We start from the raw sequence: 21,639 nt of genomic DNA on the forward strand, positions 1-21,639 counted from the left end.
TCCGTTCTCCAGGAAGGTGAGCGCGCGGCCCGCCACGCCCAGGTCCTTGGCCGCATCCGCATGGCCGATCCCCGGCGCCGCCAGCGCCAGCGCCGCGGCCCCGACAAGAAGAACGCCACTGTTTCGGTTGAACATCTTCCGTCCTCCGCATTTGAATTCGGAGGCGAGCCTGAGCTTTCACGTGGTAAATGAAACCTAATGAAGCAAAATGTCGCAGCTATTTGCGTTGCATTCGCCAAGCATCCGACAGGCCATACCTTGGTTCTACCGGGTCTGATTTATGTATATGCCACAGAGTTACCAACGCTTGTCACGTGATCAAGCGCGACGTGACGATCGATATCGCGAATTTCTCTGCAGAATAAAGCGAACGGCGCAGTGCAGCGTTCTGTTTTGCCGAGCAGGCGTTCTGGCCCTACCGAAGACTTGACCCTAGGTCAGGTCTGAGGCGAAACGCGAAACGGCCGATATGTGGACGAATTGTCGCACAAAGACCCTCAGTGGTGGCCGCCCCCGCACCCACAGCCAGGGGTTCGCCCGCCGCCATGGCCGCCGTGGCCGCCGCCGCCGATTCGCACGCTGACATGGCTGCTGGCCGAGGCGTAGGCCGACGCCGAGGCTCGCGCGCTGGAACTGGCCGAGCCGCCCGCGAATCCGCCGCCGTCCATGACCGCATAACCGCCGCCGCCATAGCCGCCTTCCGGGATCGGCCCGACCCCGCCGTCAAAGTCGAAGCCGGGACCGAGGGTGATCTCGCCCACGCAGTCGCAGGGCCGGCAGGCGCGGGGGTCACGGCAGGGCGCGGGCGCCCGCCGGTCGTCATAATAGCCATAGGCCTGGGGCGCATAGGGCTGCGCCCGGACACAGCAGGGCGGGGCGCCGCAACAGGCCCGCGGCGTCCCATAGTGCTGGGCGGCGTAGCCATAGGTGGGGACATAGAGGTCGCCGGCCCGGGCCGCCGGCGCCCAGATCGCGACGATCAGCGCCAAACCCGCCAGGGCCGGAGCCAGGAGGGACTTGCAAAGGGACATGGCCGCGAACTCCGCCGGAACTCACGAAATCCTAGGCGGGGTCAGGGATCGGAGCGACTGTTCGCCCCTCACGGGCGAGGCGCACTCGCCTCAGAAGTCGACGGCGATGCCCTTGCGTTCCCAGTCGCCGAAGCGGGTCGGCTCGGGTCCGGCGGGACCGCCCTCCTCCGCCGGCGGGGCGGCGGCGGCTTCGGCCTGGCGGCGGGCCTCGGCCTCCTCCAGCGCGCGGTGGGCGGCCGGGGTGAGCGCCTTGTCCGGGGCGGCGTTGGGCGGGAGGTCCTGGCTCATGGCCGTCATTTAGGCCCTCAGGCCCGGCCAGACCAGGGGCGCGGAAAGCCCGGCCGGCGCGAAATCGTCGCCGATGGGCTTGCGCCCGGGCTCCGAAGGGGGCACGCCGCGCCGGTGACCGATCCCAACACCTCAGACGACGGCGGCGAGATCCGCGGCCTGGCCGCCCGCCGCGCCGCCCTTGACCTGCTGACCGCAGCCCTGGCCCGCCGCACCGGCCTGGAGGAAGCCTCCAGCGCCAACGCCTTCCGCGGGCTGGAGCCCCGGGACCGCGGCTTCGCCCGCGCGCTCACGCTCGCCACCCTGCGCCATCTCGGCCCCATCGACCGGGCGCTCGACGCCAAGCTGGCCAAGCCGCCGCCCGAGGCGGTGCGCAACATCCTGCGGCTCGGCGCGACCCAGGCCTTCGCCATGGGCGCCCCGGCCTATGCCGCGGTCGACGCCACGGTCGGCCTGGCCGCCGCCCAGGCCGCGACCCGGCCGTTCAAGGGGCTGGTCAACGCCGTGCTGCGCGCCCTCACCCGCGATCCGCCGGACATGAGCGACCCCGAGGCGCTGGCCCCGCCGTGGCTGTTCGCCCGCTGGCGCAGCGCCCACGGCGAGGAGACCGCCCGCGCCATCGCCGCCGTGATCGCCCAGGAGCCGGCCACCGATCTCTCGCTCAAGGCCCCCGATCCCGCCCTGGCCGAAACCCTGGAGGCCGAGGTCCTGCCCGGCGGCACCCTGCGCACCGCCCTGCGCGGCGACGTCTCGGCCTGGCCCGGCTTCGATGACGGCGCCTGGTGGGTGCAGGACGCCAGCGCCGCCATCCCCGCGCGGCTGCTGAACGTCCAACCCGGCGAGACCGTGCTCGACCTCTGCGCCGCGCCGGGCGGCAAGACCCTGCAGCTGGCGGCCACGGGCGCGACCGTCACCGCGCTCGACCGCTCGGCCGCCCGGCTGGAAAGGCTGAAGGAAAACCTGGAGCGCACGGGGCTATCCGCCGAGACCGTGGTCGCCGACGCCGGCGCCTGGGCCGATCCGCGGACCTTCGACGCCGTGCTGCTGGACGCCCCCTGCTCGGCCACCGGCACCTTCCGGCGCAATCCCGACGTGCTCTGGGCCGCCAAGCCCGGGGACATCGCCGCTCTGGCCGCCGTGCAGTCACGGATGCTGGACGCCGCCGCCGCCCATGTGAAACCCGGCGGCCGGCTGGTCTATTGCGTCTGCTCGCTGGAGCCCGAGGAGGGCGAGGCCCAGACGGAGGCCTTCCTGGCCCGCCATCCGGAGTTCCACGCCCTGCCGGCCGCGCCCGGCGAAGGCGGCGCGCCGGAGGCCAGCCTCGCCGCCCATGGGGCGCTCAGACTGCTGCCGCACCAGCGTCCAGGCGGCTGCGACGGCTTCTATGCCGCCCGTTTCGGTCGCGCCGCTCAATAGAGGGGTTGGCCGGGGCGCGCGGCGCGGTTAATCCGAGGATATGACCGCACGCACCCCGATCATCGCGCCCTCCATATTGGCGGCGGATTTCGCGCGCCTGGGCGAGGAAGCCCGCGCCGTCCAGGCCGCCGGCGCCGACTGGCTGCACATCGACGTCATGGACGGCCATTTCGTGCCGAACATCACGCTGGGCCCCGACATCGTGAAGGCCCTGAAGCCCCACGTCTCGATCCCGATGGACGTGCACCTGATGATCGCCCCGGTCGATCCGTTCCTGGAGGCCTTCGCCGCGGCCGGCGCCGACATCATCAGCGTCCACCCCGAGAGCGGCCCGCACCTGAACCGCACCCTGAAGCGCATCCGCGAACTGGGCTGCAAGGCGGGCGTGGTGTTCAACCCCTCGACCTCGCCTTCGGTGATCGAGTGGATGATGGACGAGATCGACCTGATCCTGGTCATGTCGATCAATCCGGGCTTCGGCGGTCAGAAGTTCATGCGCTCCCAGCTCGCCAAGATCGCCCGGCTGCGGGAGATGATCGACGCGACCGGCCGCGACATTCCGTTGGAGGTCGATGGCGGGGTGACGCCGGAGACCGCGCCGCTCTGCCTTGAAGCCGGGGCCACGGCCCTGGTCGCCGGCACGGCGGTGTTCAAGGGCGGGGCGGACGCCTACGCCGCCAATATCGCCGCCCTGCGCGGCGGATAGGACCAGGCCATGGCGGGCGGGCTTCCGGCTCTGACGCGCCTGCCCGGGGGGACCTTCACGCTCGCCCTGGCGCTGGGCGCGCGCCGGCAGCTGATCCGCGAATGGAACGGCAATCCCTGGCACCGCTGGCGCCTGAGCCGGCCCCGTCCGGACGGACTGGCCGCCACGCCCCGTGACCCCCGGCCCATCGATCTCGAGAACGGCCGCCGCATCCTGACCGGCCGCTTCCAGTTCGGCGGGGTGACCCTGGACACCGGGGTGCGCGGCGACCCCTGGGACCGGCCCAGCCCCTCCAAGCGCTTCGCCCAGACCCTGCACGGCCTGGACTGGATGGGCGACCTCCTGGCCACAGGCCAGGCCGGCGCTGCCGAGGGCCTGAGGCTGGCGCTCGACTGGAGCCGGGTGTTCGGCCGCTGGAACGGCTTCTCCTGGGACCCCGAGCTGCTGGAGCGGCGGGTGTTCAACCTGGCCTGCGCGGCGCATCCGATCTGCGCGCTCGCCTCCGACGCCGAGACGGCCCAGATCGCGCTGGATCTCGCGCGCCAGGCCCGCTGCCTGCTGGGCGAGCTCGATCCCCCGGTCCACGCCGCCGAGCGGGCGGTCTCCGTCGCCCTGGCCGGGGCGGCGCTCGCCGGCGAGGCGGGCGAACAGCTGATGGACCGCGGCCTGGTGCGGCTGGAAAAGGCCCTGCCGCTCACCGTCCTGCCCGACGGCGGTCACGCCTCGCGCTGTCCGGCCGCGGCTTTGGAGCTGTTGTTCGACCTGCAGACCCTGGACGACGCCCTGGTGCAGCGCGGAGTGGCCGGGCCCGACGAGATGATGCGGGCCATGGACCGGCTGGCCGGGGCCGTGCGCTTCTTCACCCTGGCCGACGGCGGCCTGCCGGCCCTGCAGGGGGGCGAGGCCCTGGAGCGGAAATATGTCGCCGCCGCCCGGGCCAGCGAGGACGAGCAGGGCCGCCTGCCGGCCAGCCGCAACGGCTATCACCGGCTGGAGAGCAAGAGCCTGCAGGTGGTGGCCGACGCCGCGCCCCCGGCCCAGGGCCCGTGGAGCGTCACCGCCTGCGCCCAACCCCTGGCCATCGAGGTCCTGGCCCATAAGAAGCGGATGATCACCGCCTGCGCCTGGTCGCCGATCGCCGCCGCGCCCCAGGGCCTGCGCCTGGCCGACGGCGCCTCCACCCTGTCGATCGCCGACGCCAGTTGCGGCGATCCCCTGCGCGGCTTCCTCGCCCACGCGCTGGGGCCGCGCCTGGCGCGCGCCTATGAGGCCGTGGAGGCACGGCGTCATGAGGGCGAGGGCGGACTGTGGCTGGAGCTGTCGCACGACGGCTGGGCCAAGGCCTTCCGCCTGCGCCATGAGCGCAGGCTGTTCCTGGACGTGGGCGCCGACGAGCTGCGCGGCGAGGATCGCCTGACCCCGCTCACCGATGCGGCCGCCGCCGCGGGGGCGCGTCGCTTCGCCCCCTTCTTCCTGCGGTTTCACATCCACCCGGATGTCCGCGCCAGCCTGGCCCGCGACGGGCGCAGCGTGCTGCTCCGCGCCGAGGGGGAGGAGACCGGCTGGTGGCTGCGCAACGACGCCCAGGAGGTCGCCGTCGAGACCTCGGTCTATTTCCAGGACGGCCAGCCCCGCCGCGCCCACCAGCTGGTGCTGCGCGGCCACGCCCGGCTCGACGCCGGGGCCCGGGTGCGCTGGAAGCTCGCCGCCGCCGAGGCCTGGCCGCCGCCCCACTGACCCGATCGTCGCATTGACCTTAGGCCCCGTCGGGCCTAGACCCCCGCCATCCGCGTAACTGGCGATTGAAGGTGGGACACCACCGGGGAGCGCGGGGTCTCTTGCCGCGCGCCTGGGCGTTTCCGTGTTGGTTCCACAGGAGAACGCCATGCCCGCCGCCCCCGATTTCCCGCAAGCTCCCGACCGCGCCCCGCTCAAGCGGGCGCTGATCTCGGTTTCCGACAAGACCGGCCTGATCGAGGCCGCCAAGGTGCTGGCCGACCACGGGGTCGAGCTGGTCTCCACCGGCGGGACCCGCGCCGCCATCGCCGCCGCCGGCCTGGCGGTGAAGGACATTTCCGAGCTGACCGGCTTCCCCGAGATGATGGATGGTCGGGTCAAGACCCTGCACCCCATCGTTCACGGCGGCCTGCTGGGCGTGCGTGACGCGCCCGACCACGCCAAGGCCATGGCCGACCACGGCATCGGCGGCATCGACCTCGTCTATGTGAACCTCTACCCCTTCGAGCAGACCGTCGCAGGCGGCGCCGATTTCGAGACCGCCATCGAGAACATCGACATCGGCGGTCCGGCCATGATCCGTTCGGCGGCCAAGAACCACGGCTATGTCTGCGTCTGCACCGAGCTGGCCGACGTGGAAGAAGTGCTGGAAGAGCTGAAGACCCAGGGCACCACCGGGCTGGAGCTGCGCAAGCGGCTCGCCGCCCGCGCCTATGCCCGCACCGCATCTTACGACGCCGCCATCTCCGGCTGGTTCGCCGCGCAGCTGGGCGACGAGGCCCCGCGCCGCCGGGCCATCGCCGGGACCCTGGTCCAGACCATGCGCTATGGCGAGAACCCGCATCAGTCGGCGAGCTTCTACCGCTTCGCCGATCCGCGTCCGGGCGTGGCCACCGCCAAACAGCTCCAGGGCAAGGAGCTCAGCTACAACAACATCAACGACACCGACGCGGCCTTCGAGCTGATCGCCGAGTTCGATCCGGCGGCGGGTCCGGCCTGCGCCATCATCAAGCACGCCAATCCCTGCGGCGTGGCCACCGGCAAGACCATGGTCGAGGCCTATGAACGGGCGCTCGCCTGCGACCCCACCAGCGCCTTCGGCGGGATCATCGCCCTCAATCAGAAGCTGGACGCCGCGACGGCGACCGAGATCCTCAAGCTGCTCACCGAGGTGGTGATCGCCCCCGACGCCGACGCCGACGCCGTGGCCCTGTTCGCCAAGAAGAAGAACGTGCGCCTGCTGACCACCGGCGGGCTGCCCGACCCGCTGGCGGCCGGGACCACCTTCAAGTCGGTCTCCGGCGGTTTCCTGGTGCAGAGCCGCGACAACGCCCGCCTGACGCCGGCCGACCTCACGGTCGTCACCAAGCGCGCGCCCACCGACGAGGAGGTGCGCGACATGCTGTTCGCCTTCACCATCGCCAAGCACGTGAAGTCGAACGCCATCGTCTACGCCAAGGCCGGCCAGACCCTGGGCGTCGGCGCGGGCCAGATGAACCGCAAGGACTCCGCCCGCATCGCGGCGCTCCGAGCCGCCGACTTCGGCCTGGACCTGAAGGGCTCGGCCTGCGCCTCGGAGGCCTTCTTCCCGTTCCCCGACGGCCTGATCCAGGCGGCGGACGCCGGCTGCACCGCGGTGATCCAGCCGGGCGGCTCGATCGGCGACCAAAAGGTCATCGACGCCGCCGACGAACGCGGCCTGGCCATGGTCTTCACCGGCGTGCGGGTGTTCCGGCACTAGGAAGAGAAGCGCTGCTCCCCCGCTGGGGGAGGGGGACCGCGTAGCGGTGGAGGGGGCCGACCCCGCAAGGGGTCGGAGACAGTCTTTCCACCGAGACCGGCCCTACGGGCCGGCCCCCTCTGGCGCTTTGCGCCAGCTCCTCCAAAGGGGGAGCAGCGCTTCCCTACTTCGGCTTCCGCAGGCTCGGCTGGTCGAGGTCGAGATCGGCGGCGGGGATGACCTCGAGGTTCGGCAGCTTGGCCTTCAGCGGATCGACAAAGCTCTTGGCGTCGCCGGCGATGATCACCGAGACGCCGGCCGGGTCGAGATGGGCCTTGGCGAAGGCCTGGACCTGGGCTGGGGTCACGGCGTCCACCTTGCCGGTATAGGCGTTCAGCTCGCTGAGCGGCTGGTTGTAGAGCGCCAGATTGCCGAGGATCCCGGCCAGGCCGTCGGTGCTCTCCAGGCTGCGGCCGAAGCCGCCGATCAGCACTGACTTGCGGGCCTTCAACTCCTCGGCGCTCGCCGGCTCGGCGGCCAGCTTGCCCATCTCGGCGGTGATCAGGTCCAGCACTTCGGGCGCCGAGACGTTCTTGGTCTGGGCGGCGGCGCGGAACAGGCCGGTGGTCCGCCGGGCCGAGAGCGAGGAATTGGCCCCGTAGGACAGGCCGCGCTTCACCCGGATCTCACCGTTCAGGCGGGCGGAATAGCCGCCTCCCAGGACGGAGTTGGCGACGATGCCGGGATAGTAGTCCGGGTCGCTGCGGGCGATGCCGATCTTGGCGACGGTCACCGCCGCCTGCCCCGTGCCCGGCAGGTCGATGACGATGGCGCGCGGCGCGGCCTTGGGCGTGATCGCCGGCTGGTCGGGGGCCGGCGTCGCGGGCTTCGCCCAGCTCCCGAACGCCTTTTCCGCCATGGCGAAGCCCGCCTCAGGCGTGATGTCGCCGGTCAGCACAAGAATGGCGCTGTCAGGCCGGTAATAGGCCGCATGGATCTTGGCCAGGTCCGAGGCCTGGAACTTGGCGATTGAGGCGGGCGTGCCGCCGGCCACGTGCGAAGGGGTGCCGGCATAGAGGGCGGGCGCGGTGGCGAAGCCGGCCAGCTGGCCGGGCTCCGAGAACGAGACCTGCAGGCCATCGAGGCTCTGGCTGCGCTGACGCTCCAGCTCCTCCTTGGCGAAGGCCGGATTGCGCACGACATCGGCCATGATCGCCATGGCCTCGGGCAGGCGGCCGGGCATGACGTTCAGGCCCACGGTCGCGGCCTCCTGACCGCCGGCAGACTCCAGGGTCGCGCCCAGGGCCTCGGTCTCCCGCGCGATCTGCTGGGCGCCGCGGGTCTTGGTGCCCTCGGTGAGCATGTCCGCGGTCATGCCGGCAGCGCCGGCGAGGCCTGCGGGATCGACCCAGGCGCCGGCCTTCACCGTCAGGTCGGCGCTGACCAGGGGCAGGTCCGACGACTTGGCGACGATCACCCGCAGGCCGTTGGCCAGCGTCTTCTCCACCGGCTTGGGCAGGACCGGGGTGACCGGGGCGGCGATCGGCGGCGGGGCCTGGCGCTGGCCCTCGGGGGCCAGCGTGCTGACCGGACCGTCATACTTCACCGAGGCCACGACCGGCGGCTTGTCCTCGACCACGGGTTCGCCCTTGGGCCGGGCGCTTTCGGGGAGGTAGCGGATGGTCATCCGCTTGTCGGGATCGAGATATTTCAGGGCCACGCGTTGGACGTCGGCGGCGGTCACCGCCTGCAGGGCCTGGAGTTCGCTATTGGCCTTGGCCGCGTCGCCCTCGGTGCGCAGGGCATAGCCGAGCGCAAAGCCCCGGCCGTTGATGGTCTCGCGCTCGCGCAGCTTGCCGGCCACCAGTTCGTTCTGGGCCTCGGACAGCTCGGCGGCGGTGGGCGGGGCGTCGCGCAGGCGCTTCACCTGGGCCAGCAGAGCCGCCTCGCCCTGGTCGACCGTATGGCCGCTGGCCATGATGGCGCCGACGATGAAGGAGCCCGGCTGCTGCGGCAGGTCGGCGTTGGAATAGATCTCGGCGGCGATCTGCTGATCATAGACCAGAGCGTCATAGAGCCTGGACGACTTGCCCGAGGACAGTATGGCGTCCAGCACCTTCAGCGCCGGGGCGTCGGCGTCGGCGGCCTTGGCGCCCAGCCAGGTCAGCACCACCGCCGGCAGGGGGACATTGGGGCCGTAGCCCGTATAGGTGCCGGCCTTGGCGCGCGGCGGCTCGACCGCGTTCACCCGGGTCACGGCCTGGGCGGGATTGGTGAGAGGGCCCAGATATTTGTCGACCCAGGCGTCGAGCTTGGCCTGATCGAAATTGCCGACCACGACGAGGGCCACATTGTCGGGCCGGTAATAGGCGTGGTGGAAGGCGCGCACGTCGTCGAGGGTGGCGGCGTCCAGCTCCTCGATCGAGCCGATGCCGGGCCGCTTATAGGGATGGACCTGATAGGTGGCCTTGGGGAGATAGAGGGCGAAGAGGCGGCCGTAGGGATCGGCCAGGACCCGCTGGCGCAGCTCCTCCTTGACCACGTCGCGCTCGGACTTGAAGGCGCCGTCGTCGATGACCAGCGACCCCAGGCGCTCGCTCTCCATCCAGAGCAGGCGCTCCAGGTGGTTGGCCGGGGCGACCTCGTAATAGTTGGTGAAGTCGTCGAAGGTGGAGGCGTTGTTCATGCCGCCCACGTCCTCGGTGAAGCGGTCGACGCTCTCGGCCGGATAGTCCTTGGTGGCCTTGAACATCAGGTGTTCGAACAGGTGGGCGAAGCCCGAGCGGCCGACCGGGTCGTCCTTGGAGCCCACGCCGTACCACATCTGCACCGTCACATTGGGCGTGGTCGGATCGCGCGAGCTGATCACCGTCAGGCCGTTGGCCAGGGTCCGCTGGCTGAAGGCGATGGGCGGGACCTTGTCGGCGGCGAGCGCCGGGACCGCGAGGCCGAGGGCAAGCGCGCAGACGGCGGCGCGAAGGGTGTGACGGAGCATGCGGACTTCCCACGGAGTTCAGGGCGGCCGACCCTAGCATCAGCCGCCCCTGTGGGAAGATTACGGGTTTGTCAGACGGGCGGTTTCAGTCCGCCAGCTTGACCAGCATCTTGCCGGAATTGGCCCCGTTCAGCAGGCCGATCAGGGCAGTGGGGGCATTGGCGATGCCGTCCAGGATGGTCTCCTGGTACTTGACCTTGCCGGCCTTCAGCCAGCCGGCCATGTCGCGCTGGAAGTCCCCATAGAGGTGCATGAAGTCCGTGCCGACGAAGCCGCGCAGCATCACCCGCGAATAGATGATGTTGGACAGGTTCGAGACATTGGAGTGGCCGGAATTGTACCCGGAGATGAAGCCGCAGACCGGGATGCGGCCCAGCGTGTTCATGCGGCGCAGGGCCGCCTCCAGATGGTCGCCGCCGACATTGTCGAAATAGACGTCGATCCCCTTGGGCGTCGCCGCCTCCAGGGCCTGGCGGATGGGGGCGTCCTTGTAATTGATGACGGCGTCGAGCCCGACCTCGTCCTTCAGCCAGGCGGCCTTGTCGGCCGCGCCGGTGGAGCCCACCACATAGCAGCCCTTGATCTTGGCGATCTGGGCGGCGACCGAGCCCACGGCGCCGGCGGCGGTGGAGACGAACACCTGCTCGCCGTCCTTCAGTTGGCCGATGTGCAGGAGGCCGCCATAGGCGGTGAAGCCGGTCATGCCGAGCGCGTGCATGTAGACGGTCAGGGACAGGTCGGGGTCGGCCGCCAGCTTGGTCAGGCCCTGGCCGTCCGACGTGAAGTATTCGCGGAAGCCCATGCGGTTGGAGACCAGATCGCCGACCGCGAACTTGTCCGACTTGGACTGGACGACCCGGCCCAGGGCCCCGCCCATCATGGCCTCGCCCAGGGCCTGGCCGGCGGTCAGTCGGGGCCGCATGGCCGGGTCCACCGACATGTAGAGGTTCTGGACCAGGACGCCGCCGTCCGGCGCGTCGCCGACCTGGGTTTCCACCAGGGCGAACTGATCGGGGGTCGGCATCGCCTTGGGGCGCTCGACCAGATGAATTTCACGGCTGACGGGCATGTGTGAGCCCTCCCTGTCTTGGTTTTGAAATCGGGTCCGCCCTGAAATGCGGGTGGGCGGGGCCGGCAACATGGTCCGGGTTGGCGGCCTTGGCTAGGCCTTCTCCCTCGCCCCGCGTCGCGGGGAGAGGGTTGGGGTGAGGGGCCCTCGCTGAAGCTCCGCTTCATCGGACACGCCGAAAGACCCTCCGCTTCGCGGCGGGCCCCTCACCCTGCCCTCTCCCCATGACATGGGGAGAGGGTTCTCCCGGCCTAGCTTTCCAGCGTGTCGCCCCAGTCGAGCCGGCGCACGCCGGCATAGGCCGCCTTGTCGCGGCGGGGAAAGTCGCGGTGCTCGGCCAGGCCTTCCGGCGTGCAGAGCTTGAGCGTGATGGCGGGCTTGAGCGTGCGCGGCGGTGCGATGACCCGGGCGGTTCGGGGCTGCGCCGCCACATGCGGCCGGGCGACCGCCAGATAGATGAACTTCTCGTCCTCGAAGGGGCTGTCGGCGCCCTTGGCGAGCTTGTGGTCGCGGCTGCGGGGCAGGCGCTGGACGAAGTGGCACCAGTCCGGCGCGACCAGGGGACAGGCCTGGGCGTGGGGACAGGGGGCCAGGATTTCGGCGCCCTCAGCGATCAACAGGTCGCGGGCGGCGAGGATGCGGGCATGGCCGTCCGGCGTGCCGGGTTCGACCAGGATCAGCATGCCGGCGCAGGCGGCCCAGAGGGCGGAAACCGTCACCCTCTGGGCGGCCGGGGCGATCTCGGCCAGGGCGTAGCTGGCGACCACGAGGTCGGCGGTGGGCCAGTCCTTGGGCTGGGCCAGGTCGGCGATGCGGCGCTCGGCGAGCGCCAGGGGCTCGGGCCCGCCCTCGGCCAGGGTCTGGGCCATGGCCAGGAAGGCGCGATTGGAATCCAGCAGGATGGCGCGGTCGAGGCTGATCCAGGTCTCCAGCGCCGCCCAGCCGGCGCCGCCCGGTCCCGCCCCGGCGTCGAGCAGGCTGGCGGGCTGGAAGTCGGGGGCGAGGCGGGCGGCCTCGTCGAAGGCCCGGGCGCAGGCGGCGTAGGTGGCCGGCAGGCGGGCCAGCACATAGGCCTGGGCGTCGTCGGCGTCCTTGATCACGGTCGCCGAGCCGCGGCCGGCCCGATAGGCCTGGGAGATGCGCTCGGCGCGCTCGGCGACGCCGGCGCGGGCCACGCCCTCCATCAGGCGGTCGGCGGCGAGACGGAGCGGGGCGGGAAGATTCGGGGTCATGGGCGGGGACTTAGCCCCCTTGGGCCGCCAGGGCCAAACTTTCGCGCTTGAGCGCAGCCAGGGCCATGGCCGCCTCGCGATGCAGGACCAGGCGGGCCATCGGCCCCGGCGTGACGAAGGGCGCCTGGGCGCGCCCCTCCGAGATCACCCGGACCTTGCCGCCTGGCAGGGAGATCAGCCGCCAGCGGCCCTCCAGCACCTGCATGTCGCCGCCGGTGCGGCGATAGGTGAAGCCGTCCAGGGGGTCGTAGTCGCTGCGAAACTCGGTGCGGATCTGTGGCAGCAGCGGGATCAGGCGCGAGACGTGCTCGCGCACGTCCCACCGGCCCTCGGGATCGCGGCGCAGCACGCGGCAGGACTTCAGCCCCACCGCGATGCGGGGCGCCAGCGCGCAATCGGTGAGCGCCCGCCAGACCGCCTCGCGCGGGGCGGGGATGTCGATGCCGGCCCGGATGAAGCCCGAGGCGCCGGCGGCGTCGGGGGTCACCTCCACGAAGCCGCGCCCCTGATCCAGGGCGGCGGCCTCGGCAGGCGTGGGCTCCAGGGTCGAGATCGCCTCCGCGCGCGCCGCGCCCGCCAGGAGCGCGGCGGCGAGGGCCAGGACGACCGGCCGTGCGGCCATCAGCTGATCCGGTTCTTCACCAGGTCATCGACCACCCCGGGATCGGCCAGGGTCGAGGTGTCGCCCAGGTTGGAGAGGTCGTTCTCGGCGATCTTGCGCAGGATGCGGCGCATGATCTTGCCGGAGCGGGTCTTGGGCAGGCCCGGCGCGAACTGCACCACGTCCGGCGCGGCGAAGGGGCCGATCTCCCGGCGGACCCAGCCCTTGAGCTCGGCCTGCAGGATGTCGGTGGGGACCACGTCGGCCTTGAGGGTCACGAAGCAATAGACCCCCTGGCCCTTCACATCGTGCGGATAGCCCACGACCGCGGCCTCGGCGACGTTCTCGTTGCCGACCAGGGCGCTCTCGATCTCGGCGGTGCCCAGGCGGTGGCCGGAGACATTGATCACGTCGTCCACCCGGCCGGTGATCCAGTAGAAGCCGTCCTCGTCCCGGCGGCAGCCGTCGCCGGTGAAGTACTTGCCGCCATAGGTGGCGAAGTAGGTGTTGAAGAAGCGCTCGTGGTCGCCATAGACCGTGCGCATCTGGCCCGGCCAGGAGTCGGTGATCACCAGATTGCCGCTGGTCGCCCCGTGCAGGGTCTTGCCCTCGGCGTCCACCAGCTCGAACTTCACGCCGGGCAGAGGCTTGGCGCAGGAGCCGGGCTTCATCGGGGTCGCGCCCGGCAGGGGCGAGGCCAGGCAGGCGCCGGTCTCGGTCTGCCAATAGGTGTCGACCACCGGGCAGCGGCCTTCGCCGACCACGCGGTGATACCAGAGCCAGGCCTCCGGATTGATCGGCTCGCCGACCGTGCCGAGCAGGCGCAGGGATTTGCGCGAAGTCTTTGTCACCGGCTCGTCGCCGTCGCGCATCAGGGCGCGGATAGCGGTGGGGGCGGTGTAGAAGATCTCGACCTTGTGCTTGTCGATCACCTCCCAGAAGCGGGAGTTGGTCGGATAGTTGGGCACGCCCTCGAACATGACGCTGGTCGCAGCGTTGGCGAGCGGGCCGTAGACGACATAGCTGTGGCCGGTGACCCAGCCCACATCGGCCGTGCACCAGAACACCTCGCCGGGGCGATAGTCGAACACCAGCTCGTGGGTGTGGGCGGCCCAGACCAGATAGCCGCCGGTGGTGTGCAGCACGCCCTTGGGCTTCCCGGTCGAGCCGGAGGTGTAGAGGATGAACAGCGGGTCCTCGGCGTTCATCGGCTCCGGCGCGCAGACGTCGGAGACGGTCTGCTTCAGGTCGGAATAATAGGCGTCGCGCCCGGCCTTCATCGGCACATCGGCGCGGGTGCGCTTGACCACGATGACATCGGTCACGCCCGGACACTGTTCCAGCGCTTCGTCGACATTGCGCTTCAGCGGCACGACCTTGCCGCCGCGCAGGCCTTCGTCGGCGGTGATGACGATCTTGGAGTCGCAGTCCTGGATGCGGCCGGCGATGGAGTCGGGCGAGAAGCCGCCGAAGATCACCGAATGGATGGCGCCGATCCGGGCGCAGGCCAGCATGGCCACGGCCGCCTGGGGGATCATCGGCAGATAGATGGTGACCCGATCGCCCTTCTTGACGCCCTTGGCCTTGAGCACATTGGCCATGCGGCAGACATCGGCCAGCAGCTGGCGATAGGTCAGCCGCTCGACCAGTTCGCCGTCATCGCTTTCCCAGATGATCGCCACCTGGTCGCCGCGCTCGGCGATGTGGCGGTCCAGGCAGTTGACCGAGACGTTCAGCACCCCGTCGGCGTACCAGCGGATGTGGAAGGGATGCTTGTGGAAGGAGGTGTCCTTGACCTGGGTGAAGGGGGTCATCCAGTCCAGCCGGCCGGCGACGTCGCGCCAATAGCCGTCGGGGTCCTCCTCGACCCGCTTGATCGCCGCCTCATAGGCCGCCGCGTCCATGTGGGCCTTCTTCGCCCAGGCCTCGGGAACCGGGAAAACCTCACCCTCGCTCACCGCACGCACTCCCTTTTTCGCTTTGACCGGGAGTTATGCGGACCAGGGCCTTCGGCGCAACAGCCGACCTTACGGAATCAGCCGTTCGAAGCCGGCGATCAGGCAATTGAGGCCGAACAGGAACTGCTCGTCCACGTCACCGGGCTCGGTGAAGGCCTCCATCAGCGACATGAAGTGCGGATAGGCGCCGCTGGCCAGCAGCGCCTTGTCGGCCTCGCTGATCGCCGGGCCGCGGCGCTTGGCGACGTCCGCCTCGCCGATCGACCAGGTCAGCACATAGTTGAAGCCGGTGGTCAGGGCGTAGAAGGCGTCGCGCGGCTTCAGGCCCGCGCCCAGCAGCACGCCCAGCACGATCTCGGTCTGGGCCATGGAGCTGGTCCCCACGAAGAAGCCCGAGGGCCGCAGGCGGCCGAAGTCGCGGCGGCTGAGCAGGTGGGCGCGCATCTGCTGGGCCATGCGCCGGATGTCCTCGCGCCAGTCGTCGCCGCGCACGTCGAAGGCCAGGTCGGCCATCAGGTGCTCATAGAGCGCGACCTCGAGCGCCTCCTTGGAGTCCACGTACCAATAGAGGGCCGGGGCCTGGACCCGCAGCTCGGCGGCCACGGCGCGCATGGTCAGGCCCTCATAGCCCTCCGCCTCCAGCACCCGGGCGGCGGCCTCAAGAACCATTTCCAGGGTCAGCTGCGGCCGGCGCATGGTGGAGGGCGGGCGCGGGGGACGCGGCGGTCTGGGCGGACGGGGCGGGCGAGGGGGACGAAGCGGCAGGGCCATGACCGTTCCTCCGCCATGTCTTTAACGTTGTAAATCTCATTTAACGTCGTAAAGTGCGCTTAACGACGTTAAACAGCCGATCGGAGGAACCGAGATGAGCGTCATCGACATCGCGTCCGAACCCCGCCTGGTCGGCGCCAAGCCGCCGCCGGCCAAGGCCAGTCCGCTGCTGGGCGGCAAGGATCCCGAGACGCCGTTTCCCGGCATTCCGGTCGGCGCCTATGAGCAGGGCGTCTTCGTGCAGCGCTCGATCCTGGGGACCTGGATCTTCGTCTCCGACCCCGAGGGGGTGAAGCGGGTCTTGCTCGATCACGTCGCCAACTATCCCAAGACCCCCATGGAGCGCCGGTTCTTCCAGGCCGCGTTCGGCGACGGCCTGCTCTCGCGCGACGGCGAGGGTTGGCGGGCCCATCGCCGCACCATGGCGCCGGCCTTCGCCCCGCCGTCCATCACCGCCTATGGGCCGGTCATGTCGGACGCCGCCCTTGCCTTCGCCGACCGCTGGGCCGGCCTGGCGGAGGGGACCGAGATCGACGTCGCCCGCGAGATGAGCGACCTGACGCTGGAGATCATCGGCCTGACCATGTTCTCCGCCGGCGGGGCGGTCAGCGCGCGCAGCGTCGAGACCGCCCTGGCCCGGGCGACCGACTCCCTGACCTTCAATCCCCTCTATCTGGTCCCCGGCGCGGCCGGCCTGATGTTCCGGCGGCTGGACCGCAAGATCCGCACGATCTTCGCGGAACTGGACGCGGCCATCGCCGGCATGATCGCCGAGCGCGAGGCCCAGGGCGAGGCGGCGCCCAAGGACCTGTTGGCCCGGCTGATCGCCGCCCGCGATTCCGAGACCGGGGCGAAGATGACCCCCGCCGAGGTGCGCGACGAGGTGATCACCATCTTCGTCGCCGGCCACGAGACCACGGCCGCGGCCATGGCCTGGGTCTGGTACCTGCTCTCCCAGCACCCGGCCGTGGAGGCCCGGCTGCACGCAGAGCTAGACCAGGTGCTGGGCGGCCGCGCGCCGACCGTCGCCGACCTGCCCAAGCTGACCTATGCCCGCATGGTCCTGGACGAGGCCATGCGGCTCTATCCCCCGGCCCCCGGCACCTCGGCGCGCCTGGCCCTGGCAGACGACGAAATCTGCGGTGTGAAGATCCCCAAGGGGGCGAATGTGGTCGTGGCGCCCTGGATCCTGCATCGTCACCGCACGCTGTGGGACCGGCCGGAGCGGTTCGACCCCGAGCGGTTCGCGCCCGGCGTCGAGCGGCCGCGCTTCGCCTATCTGCCGTTCAGCGGCGGGCCCCGGGTCTGCATCGGCGCCCAGTTCGCGGTGGCCGAGGCCCTGCTGATCCTGGCCGCGACCGCCCAGCGCTTCCGGCTGGAGCTGAAGCCCGGCCACCGGGTCGAGATCCACCACCGGATCACCATGCGCCCGGCGGGCGGCCTGCCCATGATCCTCAGGCGCCGTCAGGCGGCGGCGTCATAGGCTTTGTAGCCGTCCTCCAGGGCCGGAATGATCTCCACCACCTCGAAATAGGGCCGCCCGAGAAAGGCCGTGTCGCGCAGGCCGTCGACCAGATGGGCGTAGGCCGCAAGGTCGGCGGTCTCGAACACCATCAGGTCCGTGCAGCGGCCGGTGAAAGCCTCGGCGTCATAGAACCGCATCGCGACCTGAGGCCAGCGGGCGAGGACAGGCGCCACCTCGGCCTCGACATAGGCCGCGCGCTCGACCCGCGTCAGGGCGAGCCAGGCCGGCTGCGAGTGCAGCAGCATGAACAGGGTGAAGACGGGCGGGCTGGTGGCGGTCATGATCAAGGTCCTTGCTGAATCGGTGTTCGCCGAACAATATGAGCAAACACTCACATCATGGACTCGCATCCCCGCCGATGACCGCCGACCTCATCAGCCCCCGCAAGCGGCCCCGTCAGGCGCGGGCCGAGGCGACGGTGGCGGCGGTGGTCGAGGCCGGGGCTCGCATTCTGGAGGAAGGCGGGCTCGAGGCCTTCAACACCAATGCGGTGGCGCGCCGCGCCGGGGTGAGCGTCGGCTCGCTCTATCAGTACTTCCCCGGCAAGGACGCGATCATGGCCGCCTTGATCCGCCGTGAGGCCACGGCCTTTGATCAGGCGCTCGGCGAGGCGCTGCGGGGGACGGCGCGCCTGGGCCTGGCGGGGGCGATCTTCACCCTGGCGCGGGTGGCCGTGGCCCATCAGGCGGCGCGGCCCAGGCTGTCGCGGCTTCTGGACCTGGAGGAGCAGCGCCTGAACCTGGGCCCGGAGGTACGGGGCCGCGACCGCCGGGTGGCCGACGCCCTGGCCGCCTTCCTGGCGGAGCGGCGGCTGGGCGACCGCGAGGCGGCGCTCGACATCCTGCACATGTCCCGCGGCCTGATCGACGCCGCCCTCGACCGCGGCGCGACCGCCGGCCTGGAGATGCGGCTGACCCGGGCGATCCTGGGCTATCTGTCGCTTCCGCCCGAGGCCGTGGCGTCCTAGGGTCGGGTCCGTCCCGTCCCGCCCCGGAGTTCCCATGCTACTGCACCTGTCCACCTGGTCCGAGGTCGAGACCTTCCTGACGCGCTCCAAGACGGTGGTGGTGCCGATCGGCTCCAATGAGCAGCACGGCCCGACCGGCCTTTTGGGCACCGACTGGCTGTGCCCCGAGATCATCGCCCACGAGGCCCAGAAGACCGGCGACATCCTGGTGGCGCCCACCTTCAACATCGGCATGGCCCAGCATCACCTGGGCTTTCCGGGCACCATCTCGCTGCGGCCCTCGACCTTCATCGCCGCGATCGGCGACTGGTGCCGCTCCCTGGCCGGGCACGGCTTCGAGAAGATCTATTTCCTGAACGGCCACGGCGGCAATGTCGCCACCATCGAGGCGGCCTTCTCCGAGCTCTATGCGGAGGCGAGCTTCGGCGGCCGCCCGCGCGGCTTCTCGATGAAGCTGAAGAACTGGTGGGAGCTGAAGGGGGTCATGGCGCTGGCCAACCGCCAGTTCCCGACCGGCCACGGCAGCCACGCCACCCCGTCCGAGATCGCGGTCACCCAGTGGGCCTATCCCGACGCCATCAAGACCGCCAACTATGCGCCGCAGATCGCGCCGACCGGTCCGATCCGCGAGGCCCGCGACTTCCGGGCCCGCTATCCGGACGGCCGCATGGGATCCGACCCCGCCCAGGCCACTCCGGAAAAGGGCGGCGAGCTGGTGCGGATGGCGGCCGAGGGCCTTCTGTCGGACGTGGCGGATTTCTCCGCCGAGATCGCGCCGGCCTGAGGTCGGCTATTCCGGCAGGGCCAGGTGGTTGTCCCGCTTCTTGGGACGGCCGGCCCAGTCGAGCTCCTCGGCCTTCAGGGGCTTGGCCGCGACGGTCAGGGTGGTCAGCGGCTCGGCCTGGTCGTGGCCCGCCGGTGAGCGCGCGTCCGCCGGCTTGCCGGCCTGGTCGGCGGCTTCGATGGTCGGCGACACCTCCGAGGCGGCGATCTTGACCTGGCCGGTCACGTCAAGCTTCGAGCTGGGCGCGACCTTGTCGAGGGAGGCCAGCTGCATGCCGGCCAGCTCGCTGCCCTCATAGTGGCCCGAGAAGGCAGGGGGCTGACCCCAGCCGCCGGTCCAGCGGTAGAAGATGTGCGCGCCGATGGTCGAGACCTTGACCAGATTCGGGCTCCAGTAGGGGGCCACATAGACCGCGTGATAGTGGGTGGCGTTGCCGACGGCCTTCATGACGTAGCCGCCGAGGGCCGCCTCGGCCACGGTGCGGCAGCGCGCCCAGACCTCGGGGTTGGGCTGGCCGCGCATCGAGCCGTCGCAGCTGAAGCTGAACTGGCAGCCCGTCGTCTGGTTCGAACCCTGGAACACCACGCCGCAGACGGTCTTGGGATAGGCCGGATGGCGCATGCGGTTCAGCACCACCTGGGCCACGGCGCGCTGGCCGTCCAGGCTTTCCCAGCGGGCCTCGTAATAGATCGCCGCCGTCATGCAGTCGACGGCGCGGGCCTCGTCCAGCATGCCGCCGGTCTTCAGGCGGAACGGCTTGGCGGGGGGATTGGGCAGGGTCGAGGTGGGGTTGGACGCGTTCCAGGCGCGGGCCTCGTCCGGGGTCATGTCCTGCAGGCGCAGCACGGCCGACTGCAGGCCGGTCGTGTCCAGGCTGGCGGGGGTGACGGCCGCGGCGGGGTCCTGGGCCTGGGGTCCGAACTGCGGGGTCATGCGGCTGGCGAGCGCCAGCATCGCGGGATCCATGCCGGCGGTCAGCCGGGCGAAGGCTTCGGCCGACATCTCGCCGCGGGTCATCTTGGCGATGTCCTCGCCCCGGCCCTGGGGGGCCGCGGCCATGGCCAGGCTGGCGGTCAGGGCCGCCAGAAGTCCCAATTCGACACCCACCAGGTGGATCGCGTCGCGGCGCCATGCGGCCTGCGACCAGGCGACCTGGCGGAGATGGGCGAAAAAGGATCGAACTCGGTTCAGCACAGGGGAAACGCCTCGGGGTCTTCGCAGCGCACAATAACCGGAAGCCGCATGCTCTACCCCCAAAGGTACAGCGCAGCCAAACGGAAATTTCACGTTTCGTTAACTGCGGGGGAGTCGCAGCATGCAGCGGGCTGCACGAAGCATGCCCGCCTAGAGATGCGTCATAGTGGGACGCCAGGAGAGCTTGGCAGTAACCGCTCCGGCGTCAGCGCGGGATTTCCCGGGTCTTGGTCAGCGCCACTTGCCGATAGACGGAAGTGACCTCGAAATACTCACGGAACACCCCGTGGAAGCGGTCGACGGCCTGTTTCACGCCGGGACCGCCGATCTCGCTCTCATGATGCCAGTAGTCGTCCAGCACCATCATGCCGCCGACTTTCAGCATCGCAGCGCAAAACGCGAGGTCGACGCCGACGGCCCAGGCGGTGTGCGAGCCGTCCACATAGATCAGGTCGAAGCTCTCGCCCGCCTGCAGCATCTTGGGCAGTTCATAGGTCGAGAAGCCCTTGCGGGTGGTGAGGCCGTCGAAGTTCAGCTTGGCGACATTGCGCTGAAAGCGCGGCTCGACGGCGTGATACTTCTCTTCCGGGTTCAGGGCCTCGTCGAACCAGGGGTCGATCACCGTGACATCCAGGCGGGCCGGCAGCAGCCAGTCCATGAAGGCCAGGTTCTTGCCCTCATAGGCGCCGATCTCGAGATAGCGGATCTGGCCGCGGGGCTTGGCGAAGTCGCGCAGCAACGGGGCGACGAAGGGGATGTTGTTGTCCGCCCAGTCGGTGGTGAACTCGAACCCCATGGCCTGGCAGTGGGCGGCGAAGGCCTCGGCCTCGCCTGCGGCGCGGGGCGTGGCCAGCATGGTCTGGGCGAACTTGGGCGCGAACCGGCCGTTCAGGGTCGCAAGCGCGCGAAGGGCGTCAGCCACGTTTCGTCTCCTCGTTCAACGCGCCAAGCCTTAGCGGGCGGCGGTTAAGGAAGAGTCAGAAGGGCCCAGTCACCACCTCGCCGCCCACCACCGCCACCGGCCAGGCGGTCAGATGGTCGTCGGCGCAGGGGCCGGCGACGCACAGGCCGTCGGCGGGCCGGAACACCGCCCCGTGGGCGGCGCAGATGATCCGGTCGCCCTCGCGGGTCAGGTAGCGGTCGTCGAGGGCCGAGAGCGGCCAGCCGTTGTGCGGACAGGAATCCACCCAGCCCCGCACCTCCTGGCCCTGGCGCACCACGAAGCCGGCGAACATGTAGCGGTCCTGGCGGAAGCGGAATCCCTTCGAGCCCGGATCCGGCAGCTCCGCCAGGGCGCAGAGCCGCACGCCGGGCGGCGGGCGGGCCGGATTGTCGGGCTCCGGCGTCTTCACCCGAGCTTGCCCAGGGTGACGCGCAGGGCGGAGATCTCGACGCTTTCGAACAGGCCTGCCTGGCGATAGGGGTCATTGGCGCTGAAGGCCTCGGCCTCGGCCAGGCTGTCGGCCTCGAGCACCAGGACCGAGCCGGCCATGGCGCCGGCCTCGTCCAGCAGCGGCCCGCCCAGCTTCAGCCGGTCGGCGAAGCCGCCGACATAGGCCAGGTGCCGCTCGCGGGTGGCCATGCGCAGGTCCAGCGACTGGGGCTTGTCCTTGCAGAACAGGATGTAAGTGGTCACGGGCGGCTC

Annotated in this window: 20 protein-coding genes and 1 riboswitch; of the genes, 7 read left to right on the forward strand and 13 right to left on the reverse strand. The window is 70.5% G+C overall.

The genetic code is table 11. The features are described 5' to 3' along the window. Window positions 1-497: 497 nt before the first annotated feature. Both MQH10_RS23245 and MQH10_RS23250 read right to left on the reverse strand, forming a co-directional pair. A complete protein-coding gene (locus MQH10_RS23245) occupies window positions 498-1,031 on the reverse strand; it encodes a hypothetical protein (RefSeq protein ID WP_242566366.1) in 534 nt (177 codons plus the stop codon). 90 nt (window positions 1,032-1,121) lie between these two features. Continuing rightward, complete coding sequence (locus MQH10_RS23250; RefSeq protein WP_242566367.1) at window positions 1,122-1,328, reverse strand: DUF1674 domain-containing protein; 207 nt, start codon at window positions 1,326-1,328, stop codon at window positions 1,122-1,124. A gap of 105 nt (window positions 1,329-1,433) precedes the next feature. On the opposite strand from MQH10_RS23250, the gene MQH10_RS23255 reads away from it, so the two are divergent. The 4 genes from MQH10_RS23255 (at window position 1,434) to purH (ending at window position 6,919) form a co-directional block, all read left to right on the forward strand. After that, the gene (locus MQH10_RS23255; RefSeq protein ID WP_242566368.1) at window positions 1,434-2,735 is read left to right on the forward strand and encodes an RsmB/NOP family class I SAM-dependent RNA methyltransferase; all 1,302 of its coding nucleotides are present in this window, start codon (window positions 1,434-1,436) and stop codon (window positions 2,733-2,735) included. A 40-nt stretch (window positions 2,736-2,775) separates the two neighbouring features. Further along, window positions 2,776-3,441 carry a ribulose-phosphate 3-epimerase gene (rpe, locus tag MQH10_RS23260; protein ID WP_242566369.1) on the forward strand — a complete coding sequence of 222 codons (666 nt, stop codon included), beginning with the start codon at window positions 2,776-2,778 and terminating at the stop codon, window positions 3,439-3,441. 9 nt (window positions 3,442-3,450) lie between these two features. Then, window positions 3,451-5,178, forward strand: a complete 1,728-nt coding sequence (locus MQH10_RS23265) for a heparinase II/III family protein (protein ID WP_242566370.1) — start codon at window positions 3,451-3,453, stop codon at window positions 5,176-5,178. A 44-nt stretch (window positions 5,179-5,222) separates the two neighbouring features. Continuing rightward, window positions 5,223-5,303: riboswitch (ZMP/ZTP riboswitch) on the forward strand. A 23-nt stretch (window positions 5,304-5,326) separates the two neighbouring features. Continuing rightward, entirely contained in the window at window positions 5,327-6,919 is a 1,593-nt protein-coding gene (gene purH, locus MQH10_RS23270) for a bifunctional phosphoribosylaminoimidazolecarboxamide formyltransferase/IMP cyclohydrolase (protein WP_242566371.1), read from the forward strand. A gap of 163 nt (window positions 6,920-7,082) precedes the next feature. On the opposite strand, the gene MQH10_RS23275 is transcribed toward purH, so the two are convergent. The 6 genes from MQH10_RS23275 to MQH10_RS23300 all read right to left on the reverse strand — a co-directional run bounded on the left by MQH10_RS23275 (window position 7,083) and on the right by MQH10_RS23300 (window position 15,449). After that, window positions 7,083-9,893: a M16 family metallopeptidase gene (locus tag MQH10_RS23275; RefSeq protein WP_242566372.1), complete on the reverse strand. Its 2,811-nt coding sequence runs from the start codon at window positions 9,891-9,893 to the stop codon at window positions 7,083-7,085. Window positions 9,894-9,978: 85 nt separating this feature from the next. After that, a complete protein-coding gene (locus MQH10_RS23280) occupies window positions 9,979-10,962 on the reverse strand; it encodes an NADP-dependent oxidoreductase (RefSeq protein WP_242566373.1) in 984 nt (327 codons plus the stop codon). Between the two features lie 251 nt (window positions 10,963-11,213). Further along, window positions 11,214-12,194 (reverse strand): small ribosomal subunit Rsm22 family protein, encoded by a 981-nt coding sequence (locus tag MQH10_RS23285; protein WP_242566374.1) that lies wholly within the window; start codon window positions 12,192-12,194, stop codon window positions 11,214-11,216. Window positions 12,195-12,204: 10 nt separating this feature from the next. Then, window positions 12,205-12,816, reverse strand: a complete 612-nt coding sequence (locus MQH10_RS23290; RefSeq protein WP_242566375.1) for an SRPBCC family protein — start codon at window positions 12,814-12,816, stop codon at window positions 12,205-12,207. Then, a complete protein-coding gene (acs, locus tag MQH10_RS23295) occupies window positions 12,816-14,699 on the reverse strand; it encodes an acetate--CoA ligase (RefSeq protein WP_242566388.1) in 1,884 nt (627 codons plus the stop codon). Before acs ends, MQH10_RS23290 begins: the two co-directional genes overlap by 1 nt. Window positions 14,700-14,822: 123 nt before the next feature. Next, window positions 14,823-15,449 carry a TetR/AcrR family transcriptional regulator C-terminal domain-containing protein gene (locus MQH10_RS23300; RefSeq protein WP_242566376.1) on the reverse strand — a complete coding sequence of 209 codons (627 nt, stop codon included), beginning with the start codon at window positions 15,447-15,449 and terminating at the stop codon, window positions 14,823-14,825. Window positions 15,450-15,618: 169 nt separating this feature from the next. Between MQH10_RS23300 and MQH10_RS23305 the strand changes: the two genes are divergently transcribed. Then, a complete protein-coding gene (locus tag MQH10_RS23305; RefSeq protein ID WP_242566377.1) occupies window positions 15,619-17,007 on the forward strand; it encodes a cytochrome P450 in 1,389 nt (462 codons plus the stop codon). Here MQH10_RS23305 and MQH10_RS23310 read toward each other — a convergent pair. Continuing rightward, the gene (locus MQH10_RS23310; RefSeq protein WP_242566378.1) at window positions 16,989-17,330 is read right to left on the reverse strand and encodes a darcynin family protein; all 342 of its coding nucleotides are present in this window, start codon (window positions 17,328-17,330) and stop codon (window positions 16,989-16,991) included. The genes MQH10_RS23305 and MQH10_RS23310 overlap by 19 nt on opposite strands. Window positions 17,331-17,407: 77 nt before the next feature. Between MQH10_RS23310 and MQH10_RS23315 the strand changes: the two genes are divergently transcribed. Continuing rightward, window positions 17,408-18,016: a TetR/AcrR family transcriptional regulator gene (locus MQH10_RS23315; protein WP_242566379.1), complete on the forward strand. Its 609-nt coding sequence runs from the start codon at window positions 17,408-17,410 to the stop codon at window positions 18,014-18,016. Window positions 18,017-18,050: 34 nt separating this feature from the next. Beyond that, window positions 18,051-18,800, forward strand: coding sequence for a creatininase family protein (locus MQH10_RS23320; RefSeq protein ID WP_242566380.1), 750 nt, complete (start codon window positions 18,051-18,053; stop codon window positions 18,798-18,800). Window positions 18,801-18,806: 6 nt separating this feature from the next. Here the strand turns inward: MQH10_RS23320 and MQH10_RS23325 are convergent, their stop codons facing one another. The 4 genes from MQH10_RS23325 to MQH10_RS23340 form a co-directional block, all read right to left on the reverse strand. Continuing rightward, the gene (locus MQH10_RS23325; RefSeq protein ID WP_242566381.1) at window positions 18,807-19,907 is read right to left on the reverse strand and encodes a cell wall hydrolase; all 1,101 of its coding nucleotides are present in this window, start codon (window positions 19,905-19,907) and stop codon (window positions 18,807-18,809) included. Between the two features lie 292 nt (window positions 19,908-20,199). Next, the gene (locus MQH10_RS23330) at window positions 20,200-20,916 is read right to left on the reverse strand and encodes a class I SAM-dependent methyltransferase (RefSeq protein ID WP_242566382.1); all 717 of its coding nucleotides are present in this window, start codon (window positions 20,914-20,916) and stop codon (window positions 20,200-20,202) included. 55 nt (window positions 20,917-20,971) lie between these two features. Next, the gene (locus MQH10_RS23335) at window positions 20,972-21,346 is read right to left on the reverse strand and encodes a Rieske (2Fe-2S) protein (protein WP_242566383.1); all 375 of its coding nucleotides are present in this window, start codon (window positions 21,344-21,346) and stop codon (window positions 20,972-20,974) included. Further along, entirely contained in the window at window positions 21,343-21,630 is a 288-nt protein-coding gene (locus tag MQH10_RS23340) for a YciI family protein (protein ID WP_242566384.1), read from the reverse strand. The genes MQH10_RS23335 and MQH10_RS23340 overlap by 4 nt, the downstream gene beginning before the upstream one ends. Window positions 21,631-21,639 lie beyond the last annotated feature (9 nt).

Origin of the sequence: Phenylobacterium aquaticum (assembly GCF_022695515.1) — a bacterium.
In the GTDB taxonomy this organism is placed as follows: Bacteria; Pseudomonadota; Alphaproteobacteria; order Caulobacterales; family Caulobacteraceae; genus Phenylobacterium; species Phenylobacterium aquaticum.

Coding starts and splice junctions, on each gene's coding strand:
- MQH10_RS23245 (WP_242566366.1), bottom strand. CDS start 1,031: ATGTCCCTTTGCAAGTCCCTCCTGGCTCCGGCCCTGGCGGGTTTGGCG.
- MQH10_RS23250 (WP_242566367.1), bottom strand. CDS start 1,328: ATGACGGCCATGAGCCAGGACCTCCCGCCCAACGCCGCCCCGGACAAG.
- rpe (WP_242566369.1), top strand. CDS start 2,776: ATGACCGCACGCACCCCGATCATCGCGCCCTCCATATTGGCGGCGGAT.
- MQH10_RS23265 (WP_242566370.1), top strand. CDS start 3,451: ATGGCGGGCGGGCTTCCGGCTCTGACGCGCCTGCCCGGGGGGACCTTC.
- purH (WP_242566371.1), top strand. CDS start 5,327: ATGCCCGCCGCCCCCGATTTCCCGCAAGCTCCCGACCGCGCCCCGCTC.
- MQH10_RS23275 (WP_242566372.1), bottom strand. CDS start 9,893: ATGCTCCGTCACACCCTTCGCGCCGCCGTCTGCGCGCTTGCCCTCGGC.
- MQH10_RS23280 (WP_242566373.1), bottom strand. CDS start 10,962: ATGCCCGTCAGCCGTGAAATTCATCTGGTCGAGCGCCCCAAGGCGATG.
- MQH10_RS23285 (WP_242566374.1), bottom strand. CDS start 12,194: ATGACCCCGAATCTTCCCGCCCCGCTCCGTCTCGCCGCCGACCGCCTG.
- MQH10_RS23290 (WP_242566375.1), bottom strand. CDS start 12,816: ATGGCCGCACGGCCGGTCGTCCTGGCCCTCGCCGCCGCGCTCCTGGCG.
- acs (WP_242566388.1), bottom strand. CDS start 14,699: ATGGACGCGGCGGCCTATGAGGCGGCGATCAAGCGGGTCGAGGAGGAC.
- MQH10_RS23300 (WP_242566376.1), bottom strand. CDS start 15,449: ATGCGCCGGCCGCAGCTGACCCTGGAAATGGTTCTTGAGGCCGCCGCC.
- MQH10_RS23305 (WP_242566377.1), top strand. CDS start 15,619: ATGAGCGTCATCGACATCGCGTCCGAACCCCGCCTGGTCGGCGCCAAG.
- MQH10_RS23310 (WP_242566378.1), bottom strand. CDS start 17,330: ATGACCGCCACCAGCCCGCCCGTCTTCACCCTGTTCATGCTGCTGCAC.
- MQH10_RS23315 (WP_242566379.1), top strand. CDS start 17,408: ATGACCGCCGACCTCATCAGCCCCCGCAAGCGGCCCCGTCAGGCGCGG.
- MQH10_RS23320 (WP_242566380.1), top strand. CDS start 18,051: ATGCTACTGCACCTGTCCACCTGGTCCGAGGTCGAGACCTTCCTGACG.